At 66.7% G+C, this 21,334-nt stretch carries 19 protein-coding genes; 6 read left to right on the top strand and 13 right to left on the bottom strand.

The window, feature by feature from the left end; genetic code table 11:
* Nucleotides 1–22 precede the first annotated feature (22 nt).
* Genes F618_RS0101370 through F618_RS0101360 form a run of 3 tightly spaced genes read left to right on the top strand, consistent with a single transcriptional unit; the run spans nucleotide 23 to nucleotide 2,593 of the window.
* Entirely contained in the window at nucleotides 23–1,057 is a 1,035-nt protein-coding gene (locus tag F618_RS0101370; RefSeq protein ID WP_019567559.1) for an NADP(H)-dependent aldo-keto reductase, read from the top strand.
* Nucleotides 1,058–1,067: 10 nt separating this feature from the next.
* Nucleotides 1,068–1,850: a TatD family hydrolase gene (locus F618_RS0101365; RefSeq protein WP_018144899.1), complete on the top strand. Its 783-nt coding sequence runs from the start codon at nucleotides 1,068–1,070 to the stop codon at nucleotides 1,848–1,850.
* The gene (locus F618_RS0101360) at nucleotides 1,847–2,593 is read left to right on the top strand and encodes a ThiF family adenylyltransferase (RefSeq protein WP_018649586.1); all 747 of its coding nucleotides are present in this window, start codon (nucleotides 1,847–1,849) and stop codon (nucleotides 2,591–2,593) included. The genes F618_RS0101365 and F618_RS0101360 overlap by 4 nt, the downstream gene beginning before the upstream one ends.
* A 113-nt stretch (nucleotides 2,594–2,706) precedes the next feature.
* Here F618_RS0101360 and F618_RS0101355 read toward each other — a convergent pair whose 3' ends face one another.
* From F618_RS0101355 to glyQ, 4 genes are all read right to left on the bottom strand, one after another.
* Complete coding sequence (locus tag F618_RS0101355; protein ID WP_019567558.1) at nucleotides 2,707–3,348, bottom strand: hypothetical protein; 642 nt, start codon at nucleotides 3,346–3,348, stop codon at nucleotides 2,707–2,709.
* Nucleotides 3,338–4,093, bottom strand: a complete 756-nt coding sequence (locus F618_RS0101350) for a 1-acyl-sn-glycerol-3-phosphate acyltransferase (RefSeq protein ID WP_018144902.1) — start codon at nucleotides 4,091–4,093, stop codon at nucleotides 3,338–3,340. The genes F618_RS0101355 and F618_RS0101350 overlap by 11 nt, the downstream gene beginning before the upstream one ends.
* Nucleotides 4,094–4,102: 9 nt before the next feature.
* Nucleotides 4,103–6,184, bottom strand: coding sequence for a glycine--tRNA ligase subunit beta (gene glyS, locus F618_RS0101345; RefSeq protein ID WP_019563041.1), 2,082 nt, complete (start codon nucleotides 6,182–6,184; stop codon nucleotides 4,103–4,105).
* Between the two features lie 69 nt (nucleotides 6,185–6,253).
* Entirely contained in the window at nucleotides 6,254–7,198 is a 945-nt protein-coding gene (gene glyQ / locus F618_RS0101340) for a glycine--tRNA ligase subunit alpha (RefSeq protein WP_018144904.1), read from the bottom strand.
* An 86-nt stretch (nucleotides 7,199–7,284) separates the two neighbouring features.
* Between glyQ and F618_RS0101335 the strand changes: the two genes are divergently transcribed.
* Both F618_RS0101335 and glnA read left to right on the top strand, forming a co-directional pair.
* Nucleotides 7,285–8,538 (top strand): cation diffusion facilitator family transporter, encoded by a 1,254-nt coding sequence (locus F618_RS0101335; RefSeq protein WP_026331107.1) that lies wholly within the window; start codon nucleotides 7,285–7,287, stop codon nucleotides 8,536–8,538.
* A gap of 219 nt (nucleotides 8,539–8,757) precedes the next feature.
* Nucleotides 8,758–10,167: a glutamate--ammonia ligase gene (glnA, locus tag F618_RS0101330; protein WP_018175903.1), complete on the top strand. Its 1,410-nt coding sequence runs from the start codon at nucleotides 8,758–8,760 to the stop codon at nucleotides 10,165–10,167.
* 227 nt (nucleotides 10,168–10,394) lie between these two features.
* Here the strand turns inward: glnA and asnB are convergent, their stop codons facing one another.
* From asnB to F618_RS0101290, 8 genes are all read right to left on the bottom strand, one after another.
* The gene (gene asnB, locus F618_RS0101325; RefSeq protein ID WP_019567556.1) at nucleotides 10,395–12,413 is read right to left on the bottom strand and encodes an asparagine synthase (glutamine-hydrolyzing); all 2,019 of its coding nucleotides are present in this window, start codon (nucleotides 12,411–12,413) and stop codon (nucleotides 10,395–10,397) included.
* Nucleotides 12,414–12,508: 95 nt separating this feature from the next.
* Nucleotides 12,509–13,591: an aspartate carbamoyltransferase gene (locus F618_RS0101320; protein ID WP_018144908.1), complete on the bottom strand. Its 1,083-nt coding sequence runs from the start codon at nucleotides 13,589–13,591 to the stop codon at nucleotides 12,509–12,511.
* Nucleotides 13,579–13,701, bottom strand: coding sequence for a hypothetical protein (locus F618_RS16520; RefSeq protein WP_018168760.1), 123 nt, complete (start codon nucleotides 13,699–13,701; stop codon nucleotides 13,579–13,581). Before F618_RS16520 ends, F618_RS0101320 begins: the two co-directional genes overlap by 13 nt.
* Nucleotides 13,698–15,155 carry a sodium:solute symporter family protein gene (locus F618_RS0101310; protein WP_018144910.1) on the bottom strand — a complete coding sequence of 486 codons (1,458 nt, stop codon included), beginning with the start codon at nucleotides 15,153–15,155 and terminating at the stop codon, nucleotides 13,698–13,700. Before F618_RS0101310 ends, F618_RS16520 begins: the two co-directional genes overlap by 4 nt.
* Nucleotides 15,152–15,895 (bottom strand): cysteine hydrolase family protein, encoded by a 744-nt coding sequence (locus F618_RS0101305; RefSeq protein ID WP_018144911.1) that lies wholly within the window; start codon nucleotides 15,893–15,895, stop codon nucleotides 15,152–15,154. Before F618_RS0101305 ends, F618_RS0101310 begins: the two co-directional genes overlap by 4 nt.
* A gap of 25 nt (nucleotides 15,896–15,920) precedes the next feature.
* Nucleotides 15,921–17,162 (bottom strand): Zn-dependent hydrolase, encoded by a 1,242-nt coding sequence (locus F618_RS0101300; RefSeq protein WP_019567555.1) that lies wholly within the window; start codon nucleotides 17,160–17,162, stop codon nucleotides 15,921–15,923.
* 81 nt (nucleotides 17,163–17,243) lie between these two features.
* A complete protein-coding gene (locus F618_RS0101295; RefSeq protein ID WP_019567554.1) occupies nucleotides 17,244–17,651 on the bottom strand; it encodes a hypothetical protein in 408 nt (135 codons plus the stop codon).
* 22 nt (nucleotides 17,652–17,673) lie between these two features.
* Nucleotides 17,674–18,210, bottom strand: coding sequence for a MarR family winged helix-turn-helix transcriptional regulator (locus F618_RS0101290; RefSeq protein ID WP_018168765.1), 537 nt, complete (start codon nucleotides 18,208–18,210; stop codon nucleotides 17,674–17,676).
* Between the two features lie 381 nt (nucleotides 18,211–18,591).
* Between F618_RS0101290 and F618_RS0101285 the strand changes: the two genes are divergently transcribed.
* Complete coding sequence (locus F618_RS0101285) at nucleotides 18,592–19,647, top strand: porin (RefSeq protein WP_018939204.1); 1,056 nt, start codon at nucleotides 18,592–18,594, stop codon at nucleotides 19,645–19,647.
* A gap of 251 nt (nucleotides 19,648–19,898) precedes the next feature.
* On the opposite strand, the gene F618_RS0101280 is transcribed toward F618_RS0101285, so the two are convergent.
* Nucleotides 19,899–21,308: an AmpG family muropeptide MFS transporter gene (locus F618_RS0101280; RefSeq protein ID WP_019567553.1), complete on the bottom strand. Its 1,410-nt coding sequence runs from the start codon at nucleotides 21,306–21,308 to the stop codon at nucleotides 19,899–19,901.
* Between the last annotated feature and the right edge of the window lie 26 nt (nucleotides 21,309–21,334).

Genomic DNA, 21,334 nt, shown 5'->3' with positions numbered 1-21,334 from the left:
CCACCACACCCCGGGAGAAGGCATGCAGTACCGCAAGCTGGGACGTACCGATATCGAAGTCAGCCTGATCGGCCTGGGCACCATGACCTGGGGCGAGCAGAACACCGAGGCCGAGGCGCACGAGCAGCTCGACTACGCGCTGGGGCAGGGCGTGAACTTCATCGACGCCGCCGAGATGTATCCGGTGCCGCCGCGCGAAGACACCCAGGGCCTGACCGAGACCTACATTGGCAACTGGCTGGCGCAGCGCCAGAATCGCGAACAGGTCGTGCTGGCCAGCAAGGTCGCCGGCCCCGGCATGATCGACTACCTGCGCGGCGGCCCCCAGCTGAACCGCGAGCACATCGAGCAGGCCCTGAGCGACAGTCTCAAGCGGCTGCAGACCGACTATCTGGACCTCTACCAGGTCCACTGGCCGGCGCGCGCGACCAACTTCTTCGGCCAGCTCGGTTACAGCCACAAGCCCGACGATAACGCCACGCCGATCGAGGAGACCGCCGCCGCCATGAAGGCCATGGTCGACAGCGGCCGGGTGCGGACCATCGGCATCTCCAACGAGACCCCGTGGGGCTTCATGGAATGGATCCGCGCACATGACCGCGGCCTGTCCGAGCGCATTGTCTCCATCCAGAACCCCTACAACCTGCTCAACCGCAGTTTCGAGGCGGGCCTGGCCGAGATGGCCATCCGCGAGGACGCCGGCCTCCTGGCCTACTCGCCGCTGGCCTTCGGCATGCTCTCCGGCAAGTACCTGGATGGCGCCAAGCCGGCAGGTGCCCGCCTGACCCTGTTCGAGCGCTTCCAGCGCTACAGCAACGAATCCGGCCTGGCCGCGACCGCCGAGTACACCAGGCTCGCCGCCGAACATGGGCTGACGCCAACCCAGCTGGCACTGGCCTTCGTCAACCAGCAACCGTTCGTGACCAGCAACCTGGTCGGCGCGACCACCATGGAACAGCTGCGCGAGAACATCGCCACCGTCGACATCACCCTGTCCGACGCCGTGCTGGAAGCCATCGAGGCGATCCACGCCCGCTATACCTACCCCTGTCCGTAGGTCGGATCCGTTGCACCTGATCGATACGCACGTCCACCTGGACCTCGACGCGTTCGATCCGGACCGCCCGGCGGTGCTGGACCGGGCCCGCGCCGCCGGCGTGCAGGAGCTGGTCCTGCCCGGCGTCACGCGTGCCCGCTGGCCGGATCTGGACGCCCTGCACCGACACTACGATGGTCTGCATATCGCCTACGGTCTGCACCCAATCTTCCTGCAGGACCATGCCGATGACGACCTCGACGCGCTGGAGCCCTGGCTGGACGCGCACCCGGAGACCGTCGCCGTCGGCGAGATCGGACTGGACGGCTACCACCAGGAGCTCGACTGGGACCGTCAGTGGCGGTTCTATACGCGGCAACTGGCCATCGCCCGGGAGCGCGATCTGCCGGTGATCATCCACAGCCGACGCGCGCTCGACGAGGTCCTGAAGGGCCTGCGCCAGTACCCCGGCATCAGCGGCATCCTGCATGCCTTCATCGGGAGTCCGCAGCAGGCTCGGCAGGCGGCGGATCTCGGCTTTGCACTCGGGATCGGCGGACCCGTGACCTACGAGCGCGCAAAGAAACTGCACCGCGTGGTGCGCGACGCACCGCTGCAGGCGCTGGTGGTGGAGACGGACGCCCCGGACCAACCGCTGGCCGGACACCAGGGCGAGCGCAACGAACCGGCCATGACCGCCGAGGTCAACCGCCAGCTCGCGGCCCTGCGAGACATGGATCCGGCCGAGATGGCTATAATCACGTCACAAAACGCACGCCGGGTCCTCCGGCTCCCGACCGGTTCCGCTGCATGAGCTCGCCCGCCGACGCCCCGCACAATCCCTTTACCGAACGCACGGATCTGCTGCTGGGGCATGACGTCACCGCGCGCCTGCGCGATCGGCATGTCTTCATCGCCGGACTGGGCGGTGTGGGCAGCTACGCGGCCGAGGCGATCGCGCGGGCCGGGGTCGGACGCATGACCCTCGCCGATCACGACGTGGTCGGGGCCTCCAACCTGAACCGCCAGCTCGTCGCGCTGCGCTCCACCGTGGACCGGCCCAAGACCGAGATCATGGCGAACCGCATCCGCGACATCGATCCCGACATCGAGGTCATCATTCGCCAGGACTTCCTCCAGCCCGACACCATCGGCGACCTGGTCCCCGAGGATGCCGACTTCGTGCTGGACGCGATCGACTCCATTGTCTGCAAGGCCGCGCTGGTCGCGACCGCCCAGGCCCGCGGGCAGGCCGTGATCTCGAGCATGGGCGCAGGTGGGCGCATCGACCCGACGGCCGTGCGCGTAGGGCCGCTGACCGAGACCCGCGTGTGCCCGCTCGCGCGGCAGATGCGCAAGCGGCTGCGGCGCCTGGGCGCGCATCTCGACTACCCCGTGGTGTTCTCCATCGAGCAGCCGCGCAAGGGCACGGAGCACCGGCCGGTCGGCGACGGCGGGCGCCCGCGCTCGGTCAACGGCACCATCTCCTATCTGCCCGCGATCTTCGGCCTGACCGCCGCCGGCCACGTGATCCAGACCCTGATCACCCGCGCCTGACGCGCACGAATCCGCGCCGGAGAAACGGGCCAACTGGTCATTGCGAGGCGCAACGCGCCGCGGCAATCGGCGAGGGACACCCCTCAGCCGCGCCAGGCCGCGGGCACCCAACCCTAGTCGTCGAACACGGCCTCGATGCGGGCCTGGATGTGCTGGTCAGCGTCCGGGCCGAACTGCGTAGTGGCGGGATCAAAGCGGTCGCAGAAGGCGTAGGCAAACTTCAGATCCTTCACTCCGAGGGCACCGAACAGGCGTGCCTCGAAGGAATGATCCTCAGGGTTCTGGATCAGCGTGGGCCAGCCGTCCGCGCCCGGGGCCAGGGCAGGGCCGAAGAAGACCACGCCGGGCAGATTCTTCAGGCGCAGTGCACAGGTGCCATCGGTTACGCCGGCCATCGGCAGGAAGTCGATGGTGCGCGACAGGCGCTGCTTGCGGTTGAAGGCGATATCGATCTCGCCGCCCGCTGCGCGGATCGCCGGGGCCTCGGCCTCGAACGTGAGGGTCTCCAGTCCCGCAGCGCGCCAGGCATCCAGATCCTGCGCCCCATGCCGGCTGGGCAGGAACAGGTACGCGGGCTTGCTGATGGCCCGGAGCGCCTCCAGGAGCGATTCCGAATAGATCGGCGCGTTCACCAGGATGCCGCCGAGCTCGAGGTCGTCGATCAGCCACACGGCCGGTTCCGAATCGCCGATCCGGTAGATGGTCCGGTCACGCAGTTCGACCAATGGGGCGCTGATCAGGGGTTCACTGGCCATCGGGCTTCTCCGTCGACAGGGTGGCGGGGCGAGGTTCGATCTCGGTCATGGTGGTCTCGATCCAGCTCTCGGCCTCGGACAGCACCTCGACCGGCTTGCGACCGGCGGTCTCGATCGGCGCCCCGATCACTACCTCGACGGTGCCGGGATAGCGCCGCAGGCCCTTTTTCGGCCAGAAGCTCCCGCTGTTCAGCGCCACCGGCAGGACCGGGTAGCCGGTGCGCACTGCGAGCATCGCGCCGCCCTGACGGTAGCGCCCGTGTTCGCCCGGGGCCACGCGCGTGCCCTCGGGAAACACGATCACCCAGCGGCCCTGGTCCAGGCGCTGCTTGCCTTCGGCCACCAGGTTCTCCAGGGCCTGGCGTCCGCCCTCGCGATCAATCGGTACCGGATCGAGCATGGACAACGTCCAGCCGAACAGGGGAATCCGCATCAGTTCACGCTTGAGCACCCAGGTCTGCATGGGAAAGATCGCGACGAAGGCCACCGTCTCCCAGGCCGACTGGTGCTTGGACAGCACCACATGCGGGCGCGAGGGGTCGATGTGCTCGCGCCCGTGCACCCGGTAATCGATGCCGCAACTGACACGCAGCCACCAGACGTTGAACCGGCCCCACAGGGTCAGGACACGGTAGCGGACGGGGCGGGAAAACGGCCAGATCAGCGGCGGTACCAGCAGCCCGAAGACCAGGATGGAGCCAACGAGCCCCAGCTGGAACAGCAGACCTCGGATCAGGGGCAGCATCGCCCGGCCCTACCCCGTCGCCAGGCGGCCGATGTCGGCCACGGTCTCGAACGCGCGACGCAGTTCACGCAGCAGGGCCAGGCGGTTGCGCCGCTCTGCGGCGTCCTCGGCCATCACCATCACCTGGTCGAAAAAGGTGTCCACCCGATCTCGCAGGCCTGCCAGTTCGCCGAGGGCATGCAGGTAGTCACCGTCGGCCACCGCCTGCTCGACCCCCGGACGCACGGCCTGCAGGCCCTGGTACAGCTGACGCTCCTCGTCCAGCGCCAGGGCCTCCGGATCGAGTTCCGCCTCGGCCTCCTCGCCGGCCTTGCGCAGCAGGTTGTGGATCCGCTTGTTCGCGGCGGCCAGGGCCTCGGCCTCCGGGCGCTCGCGGAACAGGCTGACCGCGCGCACGCGGCGCACGAAATCCAGCGGGGCATCCGGCGCGACCGCAGCCACTGCCTCGATAGTCTCGTGCGCCTGCCCCTGTTCCAGCAGGTACCCGCGCAGGCGCTCGAGGATGTACTCGCGTACCGGTTCCACGGCCTGATCGGCCTCCGGCACGCGTTCGCGGATGGGTTCGGCGGCGGCCTGCAGCAAGGGGGTCAAGGCCAGCGGCAGTTCGCGCTCGACCAGGATGCGCACCAGCCCCAGCGCGGCGCGGCGCAGGGCGAACGGGTCCTTGGTGCCACTGGGCTGCTTGCCGATGGCGAATATGCCGACCAGGGTGTCGAGACGATCGGCCAGCGCCAGCGCCTGGGCGAGCGGGGCGTCCGGCAGCTCGGAGCCGGACTGGCGCGGCCAGTAGTGCTGCTCGATCGCGGCGGCGACGGTCTCGTCCTCGCGGTCGTGCAGGGCGTAGTAACGCCCCATGGTGCCCTGCAACTCGGTGAACTCGAACACCATCTGGGTGACCAGGTCGCACTTGGCCAGACGTGCGGCGCGCGCAGCGAGGGGTGCGTCGAGGCCCATCAGCCCGGCCAGGCGCTGCATCAGGGCCTCCAGCCGCATGGACTTGTCGCGCAGCGTGCCCAGGCGCTTCTCGAACACGACCGAGTCCAGCGCCTCCAGGCGTTCCTCCAGGCGCTTCTTGCGGTCCTGCTGCCAGAAGAACTCGGCATCCGCGAAGCGCGGGCGCAACACGCGCTCGTTGCCGTCGCGCACCGCATGCGGATCACGCGATTCGATGTTGCTGATCACGATGAAGTGCGGCTGCATGCGGCCGGCCTCGTCGACCACCGGGAAGTATTTCTGGTTGTCCTGCATGGTGGAGATCAGCGCCTCCTGCGGGACATCCAGGAAGCGCGGGTCGAAGCCGCCGGTCAGCGCCACCGGCCACTCGACCAGCGCGGTCACCTCGTCCAGCAGGTCCGCATCCACCAGCGCGCGCCCGCCCAGGGCCTTCGCCTGCTCGTGGACCTGCTCGAGGATGCGCTCGCGGCGCGCCTCGAAAGACGGCTCGACAAACCCCGGGCGACGCAGCCGCTCGGCGTAGTCGTTCCCGCGCTTGAGCTCCAGGGCGCCGGGCTGATGGAAGCGGTGGCCGTGGGTCTTCCGACCCGCTGTTTGTTCCAGCACGGTCATCTCCAGCACCTCGGGCCCGTGCAGTACGACCAGCCAGTGTGCGGGCCGCACGAACTCGGTACGGCTGCTGCCCCAGCGCATGCGCTTGGGTGTGGGCAGGGCGTCCAGCGCGGCCTCCAGCATCTCCGGCAGCAGTTCGCCGAGGGCGCGCCCCGGCTGCAGCTGGCGAAACACCAGGTATTCGCCCTTGTCGGTGGTCTCGCGCTCCAGGCGCTCGACCTCGACGCCACAGGATCGGGCAAAGCCCAGCACGGCCTTGGTCGGCTCGCCGGCATCGTCGAAGGCCGCGGCCACCGCCGGGCCGCGGCGCTCCTGCAGCTGGTCCGGCTGGCGCGCGGGTACGCTCGGGAACAACACGGCCAGGCGCCGCGGGGTGGCGAAGGCCTCGGGCTCGCCCGGCTCCAGCCCGGCCTCGCGCAGGCGGGTGGTCAGGCCCTCGGCCAGGGCGTCGCGCAGGCGCGCTAGGGCGGTCGGGGGCAGCTCCTCGGTGCCAAGTTCGATCAGGAGTTCGCGGGCTTCGGCCATGTCGGGTCCAGGTTGGGTCCAGTACGCGCCGCGCGACCCAGGGGGCCGGCCGGCGCGGGATTGCGGGATTCAGGCGGCGTCGGGCTTGTTCGCGTCGTCTTCGGCACACAGCGGGAAGCCCAGGGCCTCGCGCGACTCGTAGTATTTCCGGGCGACGTTCCGCGACAGCTCGCGCACGCGCAGGATATAGCGCTGGCGCTCGGTGACCGAGATCGCGCCGCGCGCATCCAGCAGATTGAAGCTGTGCGAGGCGCGCAGCATCTGCTCGTAGGCCGGCAGGGGCAGGCCCAGCTCAATCATGCGATCGCTCTCGGTCGCGTGCTGGTCGAAGGCGGCGAACAGGGCGTCGCGGTCGGCATGCTCGAAGTTGTAGGTGGACTGCTCCACCTCGTTCTGGTGGTAGACGTCGCCGTAGGTGATCGCGCGGCCGTCCGGGCCGTTGGTCCAGACCAGGTCGTAGACGCTCTCCACACCCTGCAGGTACATCGCCAGGCGCTCGAGGCCGTAGGTGATCTCGCCGGAGACCGGGTGGCAGTCGAGCCCGCCCACCTGCTGGAAGTAGGTGAACTGGGTCACCTCCATGCCGTTGAGCCAGACCTCCCAGCCCAGCCCCCAGGCGCCCAGCGTCGGGGACTCCCAGTTGTCCTCGACGAAGCGCACATCGTGGGTCAGGGTGTCGAACCCGAGCGCCTCCAGCGAGCCCAGGTAGAGCGCCTGGATGTCCGGCGGCGAGGGTTTCAGCAGGACCTGGAACTGGTAGTAGTGCTGCAGACGGTTGGGGTTGTCGCCGTAGCGCCCGTCGGTCGGGCGGCGGCTCGGCTGCACGTAGGCCGCGCGCCACGGCTCCGGCCCGATGGAGCGCAGGAAGGTCGCCGGATGGAAGGTCCCCGCGCCCATCTCCATGTCGTAGGGCTGCAGGACCACGCAGCCATGATCGTTCCAGTAGTCCTGCAGGCGGCGGATCAGGTCCTGGAAGGTCGGGCTGCTGCTGGGCGGGGTGCGTTCTTGCGACATGCGGGATCCCGGGTCAGGGCAAAGCCGACAGTATATCGGCCCGGCTTCGGCCACGGCCACCGCTCGCGTTGGCGCGGGCGTTTTGCATGCAGCCAAAGCGCGCCCATACTGGGGCCCTGATTCTGTTCGGGAGAGTGGCCCTGAGCGACCCCCTCGCCAATTCCGGACCTTCGATCACGCCGGAGAGCGGCCAGCGCTATCGTGATACCCGCCGGGTCACGTTGGTGGGCGCGGCCGTGAACAGCTTCCTCGCCGTGGCGCAGCTCGTCAGTGGCTGGCTGCTGAACTCGCAGGCCCTGGTGGCGGACGGCGTGCATACCCTGTCGGACCTGATCACCGACGGGGTGGTGCTGTTCGCGGCGAGCAAGGCCGCCGCCTCCCCCGATCAGGAACACCCCTACGGTCACGCGCGGATCGAGACCCTGGCCACGGTGATCGTCGGGGTCTTTCTGGCGCTCGCAGGTCTGGCGATTGCCTGGGCTGCCGGCAACCGCCTGGTCGAGCCCGAGGCCATGACCGGCCCCGCAAACATGGCGATCGCCTTTGCCCTGCTGACCCTGGTGGCCAAGGAAGGCCTGTATCAGTACACCCACCGGGTGGCGAAGCGCCTGAAGTCGCGGATGCTGGATGCCAACGCCTGGCATCACCGCACGGATGCGATCTCGTCGCTGTTCGTGCTGGCCGGGGTGGCCGCTGCGGTGGCCGGGTTCCCGTGGGCGGATGCCCTGGCGGCGCTGATCGTGGCGCTGTTCATCCTGCATATCGCCGGGCGCCTGATCGTGCGCAGCGCGGCGGAGCTGATCGATACGGCCCTGGAGCCGGAGAAGGTCGAACGCATCCACCGCACGATCATGGATGTGCCCGGGGTCAAGGATGCGCACATGCTACGCACGCGCCGCCACGGCAGCGAAGTCGTCGTGGACGTGCATATCCAGGTCGCGCCGATGATCTCGGTCTCCGAGGGCCATCGGATTGCCGATGCGGTGTTCCACGCGGTGACCGATGCACATGACCGCGTGAACGACATCACCGTGCACGTGGACCCGGAAAACGACGCGGAACAGGCCCGGAGTTCCATGCTGCCGCTGCGCCCGACGCTGGTGGAGGCGCTGCGCGAGGCCTGGGCGGACGCCCCGGAGCTGGATGCGGTGGAGCACCTGTCGCTGCATTATCTCGGCGGTCGGGTACACGTGACGCTGACCCTGCGCCTTGACGGGGCAGCCGCGCCGGCAGACCTCGAGGCCCGCACCCAGGCCCTGGCCGACCGACTGCACCGCCATCCCGGGGTAGGCGACATGCTGGGCGAGGTCACGCTACTCTATCGGCCCTGCACTCATTAGGTGCGGACCACCACGATGCGCACAAAAGTTGTGCAGATGAGGCACCAGATTGGTGCATCCAGGATGCGGCGGGGCGCCCCGGGTGCCCGTTTTTCGCGCGCCCGGGCCAAACAGGACCGGATGGCATGATGCCTGCATAATGAACCGCGACGCCGCGCAAGCGCCCGACGGGCCGGCCGGCCACCTTTGAAGACTCAAGTAAAGACCAAGGAGATCCCCATGTCCGCAGCCGACGTGCTGAACCAGATCAAGGAAAAGGAAGTTCGCTTCATCGACTTCCGTTTTACCGACTCCAAGGGCAAGGAACAGCATGTGACCGTGCCGGCCCACGACATCGACGAAGAGACCTTCGAGGAAGGCAAGATGTTCGACGGCTCGTCGATCGCCGGCTGGAAGGGAATCAACGAGTCCGACATGATCCTGATGCCGGACGCCGAGTCCGCGGTCCTCGATCCGTTTTTCGAAGACATGACCATGAATATCCGCTGCGACGTGGTCGAACCGGCCACCATGCAGGGCTACGACCGCTGCCCGCGCTCCCTGGCGCGCCGCGCCGAGGCCTACCTGCAGAGCACCGGCATCGCCGACACCGCGCTGTTCGGCCCGGAGAACGAGTTCTTCATCTTTGACGACGTGAAGTGGGGCAGCACCCTGTCCGGCTCCTACTGCCGCGTGGATTCCCAGGAGGCCTCCTGGAACTCCGAGCGCGTCTACGAGGACGGCAACATCGGTCACCGCCCGGGCGTGAAGGGCGGCTACTTCCCGGTCCCGCCGGTCGACAGCCTGCACGACATCCGCTCCACCATGTGCGAAGTGATGACCGAGATGGGCCTCGAGACCGAGGTGCACCACCACGAGGTGGCGACCGCCGGCCAGTGCGAGATTGGCGTGGGTCCCGCGACCCTGACGCAGAAGGCCGACGAGGTGCAGATCCTGAAGTACGTGATCCAGAACGTGGCCCACGTCCACGGCAAGACCGCGACCTTCATGCCCAAGCCGATCGTTGGTGACAACGGTTCCGGCATGCACGTGCACCAGTCACTGTCCAAGGACGGCAAGAATCTGTTCTCCGGTGACCTGTACGGCGGCCTGTCCGAGACCGCGCTGTACTACATCGGCGGGATCATCAAGCACGCCCGCTCGCTGAATGCCTTCACCAACCCGTCCACCAACAGCTACAAGCGTCTGGTGCCGGGCTTCGAGGCACCGGTCATGCTGGCCTACTCCGCCCGCAACCGCTCCGCCTCGCTGCGTATCCCGTTCGTCATGAACCCGAAGGGCCGTCGCGTCGAGCTGCGCTTCCCGGACTCCACCGCCAACCCGTATCTCGCCTTCGCGGCGATGCTGATGGCCGGCCTGGACGGCATCCAGAACAAGATCCACCCGGGCGACGCGATGGACAAGAACCTCTACGACCTGCCGCCGGAAGAAGAGAAGGGCATTCCGCAGGTCTGCCATTCGCTGGACCAGGCGCTGGAAGCCCTGAACCAGGATCGCGAATACCTGACCCAGGGTGGCGTGTTCACCGACGACATGATCGATGCCTACATCGACCTGAAGATGGAAGACGTCACGCAGATGCGCATGACCACCCATCCGATCGAGTTCGACATGTACTACAGCCTGTAAGGCCGCCGCTTCCGGCCCCTCGGGGCCGCGAAGCCATCAGCCGCCCCCGGCCCCTGGCCGCGGGCGGCTTTTTTGTGGCGGTCGCGCACGATCCGTGCGCAACCAGCAACGGATGAGGGCGCTCACCCCCATCGAGACCCCGACCGGCCCTGTTGGCAAGAACGAAAAAGGCCCCGCGGACCAAGGTCCGCGGGGCCTTCTGGGTCACTCGAGGCTTGCACCCGTGATCAGGCGTGCCAGCCGAACTCCTCGGCCTTTTGCCGCGCCAGCGCCGGGATGTCGGTGGCGACGAACTTGTCGTGCAGCACCTGGACCCCGATCATGTGGTTGATCACCGCGTCCAGCTGAACCTGGGTGGCGGCCGGCGTGTCCTCGGACTCGTGCAGCTCGAACACCTGACGCACGCCCTCCGGGTCCAGCAACCCGGCCTCGGCGACCTTCTCCGGGGACAGATAGCGATCGGCCAGGGCCTTCATCGCCGCCCACTTGACCGGGTCGGTGTGCGCGGGCGGCGCCATGAAGGCGAACTTCTCGCGCTCGTAGAGCACCTTCGGAAGCAGTCCCTTCATCGATTCGCGCAGCACATACTTCTCGGTCTTGCCCTTGATGCGCATGGTCGGCGGCAGGTGGGCGGCGAACTCGGCCAGGTGGTGATCGAGGAACGGCGGGCGCGCCTCCATCGAATTGGCCATGTCCATGCGGTCGCCGCCCCAGGTCAGGATCTGGCCCTCCAGCATGGTCTTGATCCAGACGTACTGAGCCTTGTCCAGCGGATGCCGGCCTTCCAGCATGTCGTCATCCAGGGCGTTGGCGATCGCCTTGCCCGGCTTGTAGTCCTGCATGCGCTCGCGGCGCTTCGGGTGCAGCAGGCCCGGCACGTGGTCGGCCGCGGCCAGCCACGGCTGCAGGCAGGACGGGGTGAAGCCCATCATCTGCGTGAAGTCGGGGTCGTTGACCTCGTCCTCGGCCAGCATCGCACCGGAGACCAGCTCGTTGGACTCGTTCAGCATCTGCTGCCAGGCCTGGCGGTCGGCCTCCGGCAGGGTATCCAGGCCGTGCAGGAACATGTCGCGGCGGAAGGCCGGATAGCCGCCGAACAGCTCGTCCGAACCCTCGCCGGTGACGACGACCTTGTAGCCGGCCTTGTTCACGTGGCGGCTCATCAGCAACTTGGCGACACCCAGGGTGTTGTAGATGGTGCGCTCGGCGTGCCAGAGGGCCTCTTCGAAGTTGTCGTAGAGGTGGTTGGCGTCCAGGGTCATGATGTCCTGGTCGGCACCCACGCTCTCGGCCATCTCGCGGGCGATCGCGGTCTCGTCATAGTCGTCGTTGTCGAAGCCGATGGTGAAGGCCTTGACCGGCGCCTGCTGGCTGGCCGAGGCCAGCCCCAGGGTGATGCAGGAGTCGATCCCGCCGGAGAGGTAACAGGCGACCGGCACGTCGGCCTCCAGGCGCAACTGCACCGCCTCCATGAGCTGGTCGCGCACGCCCTCGATCCAGTACGCCTCGTCGGTCTCGCTCTCGGGCGGGCGCTCGGAGGCCAGCGGGAAGTCCATGTCCCAGTACTTCTCCTGGCGGATCTTCAGCTTCCCGTGGGCGCGCTCGACGATCACCATGTGGCCGGGCTTCACCTGCTGGATGTCCTCGAAGGCGGTGGTGCCGGGCACCATGGTCTGCATCAGCTGGTGGTAGAGGCCGTCATCGGAAAACTGGCGCGGCACATCGGGGTTGGCGAACAGCACCTTCAGCTCGGAGCCAAACACGAAGCTGCCGTTGGCCTCGGTGAAGTACAGCGGCTTGATGCCGAAGCGGTCGCGGATCAGGATCAGCCGGTCGTGCTTGCGGTCGTACAGCGAGATCGCGAACTCGCCACGGAAATGCTTGACCGCGTCCTCCAGCCCTTCGCGCTGGTACAGGTGCATGACCATCTCGGAGTCGCTCTTGGTGCGGAACTTCACCCCGCGCGAGGTGAGATCGGTGCGGATGCGCTTGTAGTCGTACAGCTCGCCGTTGACCGCGGTCATGATCTCGCCGTTGTCCATGCAGAACGGCTGACGGCCGCGGTTCTCGTCCAGGTCGATAATCGACAGACGCGCATGGGAAAAGCCCACACCGCGGTCATCCTGGGTACGGTAACCGAAGCCGTCGGGGCCGCGGTGATACTGGATCGCGGCCATGTTGACCAGCGTTTGCGGGTCGACCTTGCGGGTCGGGTCGGCGTGAAAGATTCCTGCGATGCCACACATGGCATGTCTCCTTGGTTATCCGTTCGGGGCGAGCGGGGCGCGGGCCGGGAAGGCCCGGCGCGCCACGCCGCTCGCGGTTCAACTAAAAGGCGGCGTCAGCCGTCCGGGGTATCCATCACCGCGCTGATGCGGCGTACCACCGTGGTCAGCAGCGCCATGCGCACGAATACGGCCCCGCGGGCCTGGGCGAAATACCAGTTGTGCGGGGTGGCATCGAGGTCGGTGGACAGCTCTTCACCTCGCGCCAGCGGATGCAGGACCACCGCGCCCTCCTTCAGCGGGGAGTGGCGATCCAGCTTCAGCCCCTCGCCCATCGCCTCGAAGGTGTCACCCACCCAGGCGATCGCGTTGATGTACACGACATCCAGATCCGGCAGAGCCGGGTCCAGGTCGTGCACCACGCGTAGCGAGATCCCGGCCTCTTCCAGTTCCTCGCGCTGACCCGGATCGAAATTCTCGTCCTCGCGCGAGACGAGCACGATCTCGTCGATCGCCTGCGGGAACAGGCTCAACAGGCGCAGCAGGGAGCGCACCGTGCGCATGCGCGAGGGCACCCCGATGATGCCGACCTTGATGCGCTGCTCCGGGGCCACCTCGCCGGTGAACAGCTCCGGGCGCCACTTGGCCAGGGCGTAGACGTCCGCCAGCGCCTGGGTCGGGTGTTCGTCGATCCCGTTGCCGGCGTTCACCAGCGGGATGCGCAGGTTCTCCAGCATGTTGTGCGCGGCCTCGCCGTCGGAGGAGCGCAGGACCAGCACATCACCGTAGTTGTTGAACATCTCGGCGATGTCCGCCAGCGATTCGCCCTTGGCAATACCGGTGCTCTTGGGATCGGTAATCGACATGACCGAGCCGCCCAGGCGGTGCCATGCACTCTCGAACGACAGCCGCGTGCGCGTGGACGGCTCGTAGAACGCGCTGATCAGGATCTTGCCCGCCAGCGGCAGGTGCATCAGCGCCGGCGTGGTCTCGTACTGCGCCGCCAGGCGGAACAGCTGCAGCAGCTCGTCGCGCGAGAACTGCTGGCTGGAGACCACATGCGAGGCCGCCAGCTTGAGAAGCGGGTCCGGGTCTTCCTCCACCGCCGCCAGCAACGCCTTCGGCCGGTCGGTACCGGCGGCGCCGTCTTTCGGGTGGAGCACGTGCAGGGGATCTTCGGTGTAGTTCACCAGAGGCATCCTTTTTTCCAGTCGCGGATAAACAGGGCAATCAGCAGGATCGGGGTCAGGCTCGCCACCAGTGTGGCGATGATCACGATCACGGACAGGGCTGTAATGGAGATCGTCATGCGACCACCTCGCCGTCCGGACGGGCCAGGCGGCCCCAGTCGAATGGCCGCGGCATCAACCAGGTGCTCAGCACCATCACGGCCAGCGAGACAGCGGCCCCGACCAGCGCGGCCACATAAAATCCAATCAGGAAGTAGCTGGCCAGGCCAATGCCCGACCCCAGTATCATCGACCAGGCCGCGCCCTGCGGGTTCGCCCGCTGCCAGTACAGCCCGGCAACGATCGGCCAGATCGCGGAGGCCACGAAGGCGCCGGTGAAGTACAGAAGCTCGGCCAGCGAGCCGACGATCGGCAGCTCGCCGCGGTAACTGGCCGCCAGCCAGGTCACAAGGCCCAGAAGCACCACGATCACCTTGGTCGCGTGGAACTGGTGCTGTTCGCTGGCCTGCGGGCGGATGTGGCCGCGGTAGATGTCGCGGGTCACCAGGTCCGAGGTGGCCGCCAGCAGCGAGTCGAGACTGGAGGCGAGCGCGGCGAACACCACGATGAACACCACGATCGCCCCGGTCAGGCCCAGCACCTCGGCGGCCACCAGCGGCCCGACCATGTCCGCGGCGGGCACGTTGAGGCCCAGCGCTGGCGTGGCCAGGGCGATGAAGCCGGCCACGATCGGGATTGGCAGCCACAGCAGGCCGCCAAAGAGGTAGGCCCGGAAACCCACGTTGCGGCCAAAGGCGAAGGCGCGCGACCACCAGACATTGGAGTGGAAGATCTCGCCGACGCCAAACAGCAGATTGTTGAACAGGAACATGATCGCGGCCGGGAACAGCAGGTTCAGCAGCTCCGGGCGCTCTTCCATCAGGTTGAAGTGGATCGCCTCGAAGCCGACCTTGTCGATGGTCAGCCAGGCGATGAACGCCGCACCGGCGATGATGATGACGGTCTGGATGAAGTCGGTCCCGATCACCGCGCGCAGGCCGCCCAGCAGGGTGTAGAGCACGCAGACGGTCAAAATCACGGTCATGCCCACGCGGTAGTCGATGCCGGCCAGGGCGTTGATCAGCACACCGCCGGCCATCGCCATCGAGACCAGCCAGCCGAAGGCGTAGATCAGTGACACCACCAGGAACACCCGCCAGGTGAATTTGCCGTAGCGCAGCCGGATGAAGTCGCCGGAGGTAAAGCCCTCGGGCATCAGTTCGCGGATGCGCCGCGCCAGCGGCGCGAACAGGATCAGGCCCAGGGCGCCCAGCGAGTAGCCAAGCATGCCCCAGACGCCCAATTGCAGCGCCAGCTGCGGGGCCGTCATCGTGGTGTTGGCGGTGACCCAGGTGGCCATCGCGGTGGCGGTGGCCAGCGCCAGGCCAACGTTGCGCCCCGCCAGCATGTGATCCTCGGCGGTCTTGTTGCGACGACCCAACCACCAGCCCAGCACCACCCAGAGGACGCTGAACGCCGCCAGCAGCCCCCAGGCGATGGAGGTCGGGAGGATCGGGTCGTCGAGACCGGTCACGAAGCCTCCTGCACCTTCTTGATCTCGCGGATGGCCTCGTCGGTGGTCATCACGCGGGCGTAGCGGTCCTTGATGGTCGTGAGCGTGGCCTTCTGCATCTCCGGCGTCACCGTGGCCGTGGCGTCGTCCATCAGGGTGACATAAAAGCCCAGGTCACAGGCATCCCGCACGGCGGTGGATACGCACTCGTTGGAATACACGCCCACGATGAACAGCGCGCTGATGTTCAGGTTGCGCAGGATGTAGTGGAGGTTGGTGGAGTTGAAGACCCCGCTGGCGGTCTTGTCCAGCACGATCTCGTCCCCGACCGGGGCCACCTGCTCGACGAACTCGGCATCCTTGGAGCCGGGGGCCGCATGCAGGTTCAGGCGCTTGTGGCCCGGGCTGCGGTCGCGGCCATCATGCGTCAGCGAGCGGATGCGGGTATGGATCACCTCCAGCCCCTCTTCGCGGAAGGCATCCTGCAGGCGGCGCACATTGGGCAGCACCGTCTGTTCCAGGCGATTGAAGTAATACTCCTGGGCCTCCAGCGGCACGCCAGAGTCGGCGGAGTTCGCGAACACGCCGTGGCCGCGCGCGGCATCCAGATACTGCAAGTCGATGCACAGCAGGGCGACATGGTGCTCCCGCAACTCCTGACGCAGCACCGGCGTGGTGATCAGACTTTCCTGGTACTGCTCGCGCAGCGGATCCAGGGAGTCGTAGTCGGTCAACTGGGTGACGTTGTCGTGTTCGGCCATTCCGGGCGCTTCCTCTCGTCGCGATTTATTGCCGAGCGGCCAACGCCAGGGCACTTTGCAGGGTCAGATTGGCGCCGGTCTCGATGTCTTCCCAGTTTGTCCATTCCGCGGCGGAATGGCTACGCCCCTGCAGGCTCGGCACGAAGATCATGCCGGTGCGGGTGATGCGGCTCATGCTCTGGGTATCGTGGGCTGCACCGCTGGGCATGGTGATGTACTCCAGCCCCATGCGTTCGGCCTGCGCCTCGATGGTCTGCACGACGCCGGGGTCACAGCGCACCGGATCGATCTCGGAGAGGACGTCGAACTCGAACATCAGGTCGCGTCGGCGCGCCAGACTGGACAGGGTGCGCCGGGCCGCATGGGCCAGCGCGGTCAGGACCTTCTCGTCGGTGTCGCGCACCTCGAAGGAGAAGGTCGCCATGCCCGGCACGGTATTCGCCGCCCCCGGTGCCAGCTCCACGCGGCCGATGGTGGCGCGCGAGTTCGGACTGCCGTGTTCCTCGATCAGGCGATTGATCTCGCCGCCGAACTCCGCCAGCCCCTGGAAGGGATCGATACGCATGTCCATCGGCGTGGTGCCGGCGTGGTTGGGCTGGCCCTTCAGGCGCACCTCCCACTTGAACAAGCCGGTGATCGCCTCGACCACCCCGACACTGAGGCCGCGCCGGTCCAGCACCGGGCCCTGCTCGATGTGGGTCTCGATGAAGGCATGCAGGCTGTGCGGATCGCGCCGCGCGGCCAGCGCGTCGTCGGCGTTCAGCCCCCAGTTGGCCATGGCCTCGACCAGGGTCACGCCTTCGAGATCCCGCGCATGGCTGATGCTCTCCGGGGTCAGCTTGCCGGCCATCGCCTGCGAGCCGAACATGCCGCCGAAGCGGCCCTCCTCGTCGGTGAAGTCGATCACCTCGAGCGGGTACGCGAGGTCGACCGCGTTCTCCTGGGCGGTGCGCAGCACCTCCAGCCCGATCAGCACGCCCAGCGCCCCGTCCAGCGGACCCCCACCGGGCACCGTATCCAGGTGCGAACCCATGGCCACTACCGGGCGCTTGCCGTCGTAGTCGAGGCGCCCGTGCAGGTTGGCGGCACCGTCCTGCCAGACATCCAGGCCGGCGGCCTCGAGGCGCCCACGAAACCACTCGCGCCCGGCGCGGTCGCCGTCGCTGAATGCGCGACGATGCAGGCCCCGGTCGGCATCGCGGCCGATCTGCGCGAGATCATTGATGTCCTGCTGCAGGCGCTGCATGTTGATCTTGAGATCCGTCATGGATACCTCCGAAAGCGGGCCCACCCCGGATCACGCGAGAACGTTAGCTCGACACGGATCGGCAGGGCTGGACCAAGTGAATCAGCTGCGCGGACGCCCGCGCAGGATGGCCCCGATCAGGACCAGAAAGACGACCGCGCCCACGGCAAAAAAACCGAAAGCTCGGGCCAGGCTGTGATGTTCCACCGACACCATGGCTTGATCGGTCCAGGTGTCCGGATCGGCATCCGCGGCTCGCAGGCGAAACCGGTAGTCACCATCGGGCAGGCCGCTGATGACCGTGCTGGTATCGCCGCCCTGATAGAGGATGCGCGCATCCGCGTGGTCGGGACCCGAGGCCTGCTCCAGTACCACGGGCCCATCTGCCGCCCACGCCAGGGTGAAGCCGCCATCCGTTGAGCGCTCGGGTGGCGCATCAAACGTGGGCTGCGCGCCCGCCGCCAGTGGAAGGCAAAGAAGAAACGGCAGCAGCACGCGAAACAATCGCATCAGGGCCTCCGCGTCGGACGTTTCAGGACTTGCCGTCGAACGGCTGCAGGCCGGCCTTGGGCTCGGTGGTGTTCATCGCCTCGACCAGCAGGTCCAGGCCCTGGTCCAGCTCCACGAGACGTCCCTTCGGCAACGACTGCAGAGCGCGGTTCAGTTCGCCCTGCGGGGCGGCCGGCGCCCTCTCCAGCAGTTCCAGCCCCGCATCGGTGACGTAGAGCCGGACGATGCGCTGGTCCTTTTCCGGGCGCCGGCGCTCGATCAGACCCCGGTGTTCCAGCTTGTCCAGAAGATTGGACGTGGTGGAGGCATGCACCGATAGCCGGCGCGACAGGTCGCTGACGTTCAGTCCCGGCGTGCGCTGCAACTCCCACAACGCCCACAGCTGCGAGGCGCTGATGCCGCAGGCGCGCTCCACCGACCGCGAATGCCCCTGCAGGGCGCGGATGATCACACGCAGCTGGCGGATCACCGACCGCGCGACATCCGGCTCGGCCGGCGCACCGGCAGGGGTACCGGATTCATCCTGGGGTGCCTGGTGCACGGCTTGGGTGGAGGTCATGAAAACTTCTCGCAATAAATCATTCGTCTATTTATTTTTGTACAAAAATAGTTTTATTGCAACTCGAGGTCGAACTGGCGAAATCGCGCCACGGGCTCTAAACAAGTGAGTTGGGGTACCTGCCCCGGCGAGAAACCCGCCTCCCCGCCGGGTGCGAGACGCGCGACCGAAGGCCCCCGAACCCTCGGCGCCACAAGGAGGAACACGGGGCGGGTGTGGTGGTCACACCACAATGCGCCGAGCTCGCGTATCTTGTTTACAACGCATTAGAAACTGCTTATAAACGTTGCCGGCTACGATCAAGACGCAAAGACGCACATTCCGTGTCCGCCCAGGATGGCCTCTGGCGACACCCGAACCGCCCGACCAGAGAGGATCGCAATGAAGAAGACGATGAGCTGGACCCTGGCACCCCTTTCCGGTGCCGTTGCCCTGGCCCTGTTCCTGGGCCCGCATGCCGCTTTCGCGCAGCAAGAAGGCGCAGGCGGCGTGGAGTTTGATTTCTACGGCTCTCTACGCCTGCAGTATGAAGCCGCCGACCCGGAAGGCGTCGACAGCTACGACGGCTTCCGTGACGCCTATTCGCGCCTAGGCTTTAACGCCAACTACGAGATCAACTCGGACCTCAACGCCTTTGCGCAGCTGGAGGTGCCGATCGATCTGGCTAACGGCAAGATCCAGGACCCCTTCAACGGCGAAAACGAAGATATCCGAATCGGCAAGGTCGGGCTCAGTGGGGCCTTCGGTACCGTTGCATACGGCCGCGACTGGCTCCCGTACTACAACGCCATCGCCTTCCCGGTGGATATGTTCTACTCCTACCAGAGTGGCTTCGCGACCTACACCACGTTCCGCGAGAGCAACAGCCTGATGTACTACTCGCCGGACTTTAACGGCTTCTCCTTCGCTGCCTCCTACAGTGCGAATGCAGGATATGCAGACGCATCAGGGTCTCAAGACGATCGCTACCAGCTGACCGGTTCGTACAGCTTTGGTGACACCACGCTGTCGATCGGGGTCGACGATGCCAACGGCGTAGCAAACACCAGGATCTGGGGTGTTTCAGCGATGCACAGCATGGGTCCGTGGTCCATGGGCGCGAAGGTGGAGTACATCGAAAGTGACCAGGATGCCGGCGCCTTTGGTGACGACGGCGATATCGCTGCCAACATCTACGCGTCCTACACCATGGGTCAGCATATTTTCCATGGTACCTACGCCAACGTGGATAACTACGGTGAAGACGTCTTCCACCTAGGCTACGCCTTCAACTGGATGGACGGGCTGTCCCTGTTCGCCGAGTACTACTACGAAGAAGAGTCCACCGGCGCCGTGCCTGCCTTGAAGGCCCGCGACACCGGTAGTGATCCAGCCGGCTTTGGCCCCGGTGACGGCAGCAACAACGTCTTCATGGTGGGTATGCACTACAGCTTCTGATTACTCCAACCCGGAAACACCCATCAGCCCGCACCTTTCGGTGCGGGCTTTCGTGTGCTCATGTGAACGCTGCGGACATACCAACGGGCCAGGAACCTGGCGAGTTCGAAACGGGTACGCTGCGTATGCCGAAAGGCGGTCCCCTGTTCCGCTCTTCTCGTTACATGCCACCTGCCGCACGCCTCAACAGACCGCAACAACCCTGAGTCTCCTTCTATGTTCGCAATGCTCGCCCATACCCGACAGGCTTGCTAGTCGCGCGCGGGGGCCTCCGGGATATCCGGCCGGCCGGGCTGGGGCATTTGGTCGGGGTTGGCCCAGCGCATCAGGGCGAAGGCGAGCAGGATGGTGGGGATGCCGATCAGGGCGGAGCTGGCGAAGAACCAGACCCAGCCGATGTGTTCGGCCAGCACGCCGGTGAAGCCGGCGAGGAATTGCCCCGGCAGGGTCATGATGGAGCTGAACAGGGCGTACTGGGTGGCGGTGTAGGCGCTGTTGGTCAGACTGGAGAGATAGGCGATGAACACCGAAATCGCCATGCCACCCGATAGATTGTCGGCCATGATCGCGAACACCAGCCCATAGGTCTCGGGCCCGAGCGTCGCCAGCCAGGAGAAGGTGAGGTTGGTCAGCGGCGCCAGGATCGCGGTCGCGATCAGCATGCGCATGATGCCGAAGCGCACCACCAGCAATCCGCCCAGGGCCGCACCGGTCAGGGTCATGGCCAGGCCGAAGGCGGCCGCAATATTGGCGATCTCTTCCTTGGTGAATCCGATGTCCAGATAGAACGGGTTGGCCATCACCCCCATGAAGATGTCGCTGATGCGAAAGACCGCGATAAACGCGATAACAACGAGGGCGATGCGGCCGAAACGCTGCCAGAACTCGACAAAGGGGCAGACCACCGCGCCGATGACCCAGGCCTTGAGGTCCCGCCACCAGCCGGTATCCGAGGTGTTGTTGAGGTAATGGACCACGCGATCCTCGAGCCGGGCCGTGGCGGCATCGCGTTTCGCGACCTCGGGCTCGCGCACGATCAACGTGCAGACGACACCTACCAGCATCAGCGCGGCCATGGCGGCATAGGACAGGCTCCAGCTACCGACGGCGGCGATGTGCAGCGCCCCGGCCCCCGCGGTCAGCAGTGCGACGCGATAACCGAACACGTAGGCCGCCGCCATGGCGCCCTGGCGCTCCTGGCTGACGGCCTCGATGCGATAGGCGTCGATGGCGATGTCCTGGGTGGCGGCGCCAAAGGCGGTGAGCACGGCCAGGACCGCAACCAGCCAGAGCTGTTCGACCGGGTCGGTCAAGGCGATGCCGACCAGCCCGAGGATGATCACGGCCTGGGCGAACAGCATCCACGCACGGCGGCGCCCGAATATCCGGGTCAGGAGCGGCAGGGCCAGGCGGTCGACCACCGGCGCCCAGAACACCTTGATGCTGTAGGCCATGCCGACCCAGGACAGGAAGCCGATGGAGGCCAGCTCCACCCCGAGATCGCGCAGCCAGGCGGTGAAGGTGCCGCCGGTCAGCAGCAACGGCAGCCCCGCGGCGAAGCCGAGGAACAGCATCCCGATGACCCGTGGGTGGCGGTAGACCGCCAGGGCCGCGCGCCAGTCGCGGCTCGGGGGACGCTGCGCTTCAGCGACTCCGGTCATGCGCCGACGTTACCGAATGCGAGGAA

This window comes from Thioalkalivibrio sp. ALMg13-2 (assembly GCF_000381185.1).
GTDB lineage: Bacteria > Pseudomonadota > Gammaproteobacteria > Ectothiorhodospirales > Ectothiorhodospiraceae > Thioalkalivibrio > Thioalkalivibrio versutus.
The sequence above is the reverse complement of the archived record's forward strand: the minus strand, read 5'-3'. Positions and strand labels throughout refer to the sequence as shown.